Here is a 4,845-nt window from a genome sequence, read left to right on the forward strand (position 1 = left end):
TGGTCATGAGGACGACGTTACGGTCCAGATGGCCCCCCGGTATGGTCCATTGGCATGACGGATTCCTGGGCCACTTTTGGCGCGGACCTGCATCTGGTGCCGGTCGGGCAGGGGCTGCGCAGCGGGCTGATGGAGGCGCTGCGGGAGGCGGTGCGCACCGGCCGCCTCGCCCCCGGCACCCGGCTGCCGTCCTCCCGGGCGCTCGCCGCCGACCTGGGCGTCGCCCGCAACACGGTCGCCGACGCCTACGCCGAACTGGTCGCCGAAGGCTGGCTCACCGCCCGCCAGGGCTCCGGCACCCGGGTCGCCCAGCGGTCCGCGCCACGCCGGACGGACCCCGCGACGGCTCCCGCCCGGCCGGTGCAGTCCGGGGCCGGGCACGACCTGAAGCCCGGCACGCCGGACCTGTCCGGCTTCCCGCGCACCGCCTGGCTCAAGGCCGCCCGCAAGGCGCTCACCGCCGCGCCCGACGAGGTCTTCGGCTACGGCGACCCGCACGGGCGCGTCGAACTGCGCACCGTGCTGGCCGAGTACCTGGCGCGGGCGCGCGGGGTGTACGCCGACCCGGAGCGCATCGTGATCTGCGCCGGCTTCGCGCACGGGCTCGCGCTGCTGGGCCGGGTGCTGCGCCGCCGCCGGGTCCGGGACGTCGCCGTCGAGTCGTACGGCCTCGACCTCCACCGGGACCTGCTCACCGAGGCCGGACTGCGCACCCCGTGCCTCCCGCTGGACGAGCACGGCTCCCGGACCGGCGAACTGGCCGCGCTGCGCGGCGCGGGAGCGGTCCTGCTCACCCCGGCGCACCAGTTCCCCACCGGCGTACCGCTGCACCCGGACCGGCGGGCCGCCGCCGTCGACTGGGCCCGGTCCACCGGCGGGCTGATCCTGGAGGACGACTACGACGGGGAGTTCCGGTACGACCGGCAACCGGTGGGCGTGCTCCAGGGCCTCGATCCGGAGCGGGTGGCGTATCTCGGCACCGCCAGCAAATCGCTGGCCCCGGGGCTGCGCCTGGGCTGGATGGTGCTGCCCCGGCACCTGGTGGGGGAGGTGGTGGCGGCGAAGGGCGTGGCCGACTGGATGTCCGGCTCGCCCGACCAGCTGACGCTCGCGGAGTTCATCGCCTCGGGGGCGTACGACCGGCATGTGCGCTCCATGCGGCTGCGCTACCGGCGCCGCCGCGACCAGCTCGTCGCGGCGCTCGCGGACCGCGCGCCGGGCATCGAGGTCAGCGGGATCGCGGCCGGGCTGCACGCGGTGCTCGAACTCCCCGCGGGCGCCGAGCGTTCGGTGGTCCAGGCGGCCGCCTTCCAGGGCCTGGCGCTGGACGGCCTGTCCCGCTACCGCCACCCGGACGCCCGGGCCGCCCGCGACGCCCTGGTGATCGGCTACGGCTCGCCCTCCGAAAGCGCCTGGGCGGGCGCGCTGGACGCCCTGTGCCGGGTACTCCCGTGAGGCCGCGGCCGAACCCTTGGTGAAACGCAGGTTTCGAACCGGCCGTACGTCGAACTAGTCTGACAAGAGGTCCGGTTGCGCACGCGCGAACGGGAAGCCGGATCCGATCACGTACCACGGGGGAGAACCGAACATGGCCACACGAAGGCTGAGGTCGAGCACGGTCGTGCTCGGCGGCATGGGGCTGCTCGCCCTGACGATCACGTCCTGCGGCTCGGAGCCGGACAAGCGCTGCGCCGACCGCACGACCCAGAAGACGCTGCCCAGCTCCGAGTGCCGCAGCGGCGGCAGCGGCTCGTACTACTACGGCGGCAAGAGCGACAGCGGCAAGCTCCAGGGCGGCAGCTTCGACAAGTCCGCGGTCGACCGCGGCGGCTTCGGCTGCTCCGGCTCCGGCGGCGGCTGACCGCCGTGGAACGCCGCACGATCGAGCCGCGCCCCGGCTGGCAGGAGACCGTCGAGGCGCAGGGCGTCGTCTACCCGCTCACCCGCTACCCCGACGACTCGCTGCGCCCGTACTGGGACGAGAGCGCCTACTACGTCTTCTCGCTGCCCGAGGTCGAGGCGCTGGAGGAGGTCGTCGAGGAACTGCACACGATGTGCCTGGCCGCCGCCGCGCACATCGTCGAGCACGACCGCTTCGCCGACCTCGGCATCACCGACCCGCGGCTCGCCGCCCTCGTCGCCGAGTCCTGGCGCCGCCGCGCCGAACAGCCCTCCGTGTACGGGCGGTTCGACCTGCGCTACGACGGGAGCGGCCCGGCGAAGATGCTGGAGTACAACGCCGACACCCCGACCTCGCTGGTGGAGGCCGCGAGCGCGCAGTGGTTCTGGATGGAGGACCGGTTCCCCGGGGCGGACCAGTGGAACTCCCTGCACGAGCGGCTCGTCGACGCCTGGAAGCGGCAGGCGCCCCTGCTGCCGCCGGGCCCGCTGCACTTCGTCCACTCCGACGGCGACGAGCTGGGCGAGGACCTGATGACGGTCGCGTATCTGCGCGAGACCGCCGACCAGGCCGGTCTTCAGACGCACGCGCTGTCGGTCGAGGAGATCGGCTGGGACCGGCTGTCGGGCCGGTTCGTCGACGACCGGCTGCGCTTCATCCGCAGCTGCTTCAAGCTCTACCCCTGGGAGTGGCTGGCCACGGACCGCTTCGGCCCGCAGGTCCTGGACACCCTCGACAACGGCGGCGGCTCCGGCACCACCTGCTGGATCGAGCCCGCCTGGAAGATGCTGCTCTCCAACAAGGCGCTGCTGGCGATCCTCTGGGAGCTGTACCCCGGCCACCCGAACCTGCTCCCCGCCTACCTCGACGGACCGCGCGAGCTGGCGGGGCCCGGCGGGGCGGGGTACGTCTCCAAGCCGCTGCTCGGCCGCGAGGGCGCCGGGGTCGACCTGCACGGCCCCGGCTCCCCGCCCGTCCTGCGCGACGAGCCGTGCTGCTACCAGGAGTTGGCCCCGCTGCCCGACGTCGACGGCAACCGGGTGGTGCTCGGCGCGTGGGTCGTCGAGGACGAGGCGGCGGGGCTCGGCATCCGGGAGTCGGCGGGGCCGGTCACGGACGAGTACGCCCGCTTCCTGCCCCACGTCATCCTCTGAGTGCTCCGGCTCTACGGGTACGGGACCGGCTCAGGCGCTCAGCACCGTACGCAGCCGGTCCAGGCCCCAGTCCAGGTCCTCCTTGGAGATCACCAGCGGCGGGGCGATCCGGATCGTGGAGCCGTGGGTGTCCTTCACCAGCACGCCCTGCTCCATCAGCTTCTCGGAGATCTCCCGCCCGGTGCCCAGCGCCGGGGCGATGTCTACGCCCGCCCACAGTCCCCGGCCGCGTACCGCCTCCACCGCGCCGCCGCCCGTCAACAGGCCCAGCTCCCGGTGCAGATGGTCGCCCAGCTCGGCCGCCCGCTGCTGGTACTCGCCGGTCCGCAGCATCGCGACCACCTCCAGCGCCACCGCGCAGGCCAGCGGGTTCCCGCCGAAGGTGGAGCCGTGCTCGCCGGGCCGGAACACCCCCAGCACGTCCGCCGACGACACCACGGCGGAGACCGGCACCACGCCACCGCCGAGCGCCTTGCCCAGCACGTACATGTCCGGCACCACCCCCTCGTGGTCCAGCGCGAACGTCTTCCCGGTCCGGCCCAGGCCCGACTGGATCTCGTCCGCGATGAACAGCACGTTCCGCTCGCGGGTCAGCTCCCGTACGCCGGGGAGATAGCCGGCCGGCGGCACCAGCACCCCCGCCTCGCCCTGGATCGGCTCGATCAGCACCGCCACGGTGTTCTCGGTCATCGCCTCCCGCATCGCGGTGAGATCCCCGTACGGCACGATCTCGAAGCCGGGGGTGTACGGGCCGAAGTCGGCCCGCGCCTCCGGGTCGGTGGAGAAGCTGACGATCGTCGTCGTGCGGCCGTGGAAGTTGTCCGAGGCCACGATGATCTTCGCCATGCCGTCCGGCACGCCCTTGACCCGGTAGCCCCACTTGCGGGCGGTCTTCACCGCGGTCTCCACGGCCTCCGCCCCGGTGTTCATCGGCAGCACCGTCTCCATGCCGCACAGCGCCGCCAGCTCCGTACAGAACTCGGCGAACCGGTCGTGGTAGAAGGCCCGGGAGGTCAGCGTGACGCGCTCCAGCTGGGCCTTGGCCGCGTCGATGAGCCGACGGTTGCCGTGGCCGAAATTGAGCGCCGAGTATCCGGCGAGCATGTCGAGGTAGCGGCGGCCCTCGACATCGGTCATCCAGGCGCCCTCGGCCGAGGCCACGACGACCGGCAGCGGGTGGTAGTTGTGCGCGCTGTGCGCCTCGGCGGAGGCGATGGCGTTTTCCGTGGTCGACACGGGATCTCCGTTCGTCGTGCGGCTGGGCGGCGGGTGGTGCCCACTTTGTATCGTCGGTCGGATCCCGCGCCGGGAAACCTCCGGCGACCGGCGCGCCCGCCGTCGCACGCCCGGCGGGCGGAATGTGCCGTTCGTCTCAGCCGTGCGCTCCCGTGCCCCGGGACCGTGCGGTGACGCGCCCTTCCCGCCCCGCACCGGCTGCCGGAGATGCCCCGCGCACCTGAGACAATGGGGCCATGGCCTCTGATCGCCCCTCGCTCCCCACCGACCAGCCGCAGACGGGCCGCCCCGGTGCGGCCGCCCGTCCGCGTGTGCTCTCCGGGATCCAGCCCACCGCAGGCTCGTTCCACCTCGGCAACTACCTGGGCGCGGTGCGCCAGTGGGTGGCGCTGCAGGAGAGCCACGACGCCTTCTACATGGTCGTCGACCTGCACGCGATCACGGTGCCGCAGGACCCCGCCGAGCTGCGGGCCAACACCCGTCTCGCGGTGGCGCAACTGCTGGCGGCCGGCCTGGACCCGGAGCGCTGCACGCTCTTCGTCCAGAGCCACGTGT

At 73.3% G+C, this 4,845-nt stretch carries 4 protein-coding genes and 1 pseudogene; 4 read left to right on the forward strand and 1 reads right to left on the reverse strand.

Annotation, left to right across the window (positions count from 1 at the left end; all coding sequences use genetic code 11):
- The first annotated feature begins 54 nt into the window (after positions 1–54).
- The 3 genes from pdxR (at position 55) to JS521_RS33885 (ending at position 3,054) form a co-directional block, all read left to right on the forward strand.
- The gene (gene pdxR, locus JS521_RS33875) at positions 55–1,455 is read left to right on the forward strand and encodes a MocR-like pyridoxine biosynthesis transcription factor PdxR (protein ID WP_205086721.1); all 1,401 of its coding nucleotides are present in this window, start codon (positions 55–57) and stop codon (positions 1,453–1,455) included.
- Positions 1,456–1,588: 133 nt separating this feature from the next.
- Positions 1,589–1,861, forward strand: a complete 273-nt coding sequence (locus tag JS521_RS33880) for a hypothetical protein (protein ID WP_205086722.1) — start codon at positions 1,589–1,591, stop codon at positions 1,859–1,861.
- A gap of 5 nt (positions 1,862–1,866) precedes the next feature.
- The gene (locus JS521_RS33885) at positions 1,867–3,054 is read left to right on the forward strand and encodes a glutathionylspermidine synthase family protein (RefSeq protein ID WP_205086723.1); all 1,188 of its coding nucleotides are present in this window, start codon (positions 1,867–1,869) and stop codon (positions 3,052–3,054) included.
- A gap of 30 nt (positions 3,055–3,084) precedes the next feature.
- On the opposite strand, the gene rocD is transcribed toward JS521_RS33885, so the two are convergent.
- Positions 3,085–4,290 (reverse strand): ornithine--oxo-acid transaminase, encoded by a 1,206-nt coding sequence (rocD, locus tag JS521_RS33890; protein WP_205086724.1) that lies wholly within the window; start codon positions 4,288–4,290, stop codon positions 3,085–3,087.
- A gap of 236 nt (positions 4,291–4,526) precedes the next feature.
- On the opposite strand from rocD, the pseudogene JS521_RS33895 reads away from it, so the two are divergent.
- Positions 4,527–4,845, forward strand: a pseudogene (locus JS521_RS33895) (tryptophan--tRNA ligase); the annotation flags it as partial.

It is taken from the genome of Streptomyces durocortorensis (genome assembly GCF_016901035.1).
Taxonomy (GTDB): Bacteria; Actinomycetota; Actinomycetes; order Streptomycetales; family Streptomycetaceae; genus Streptomyces; species Streptomyces durocortorensis.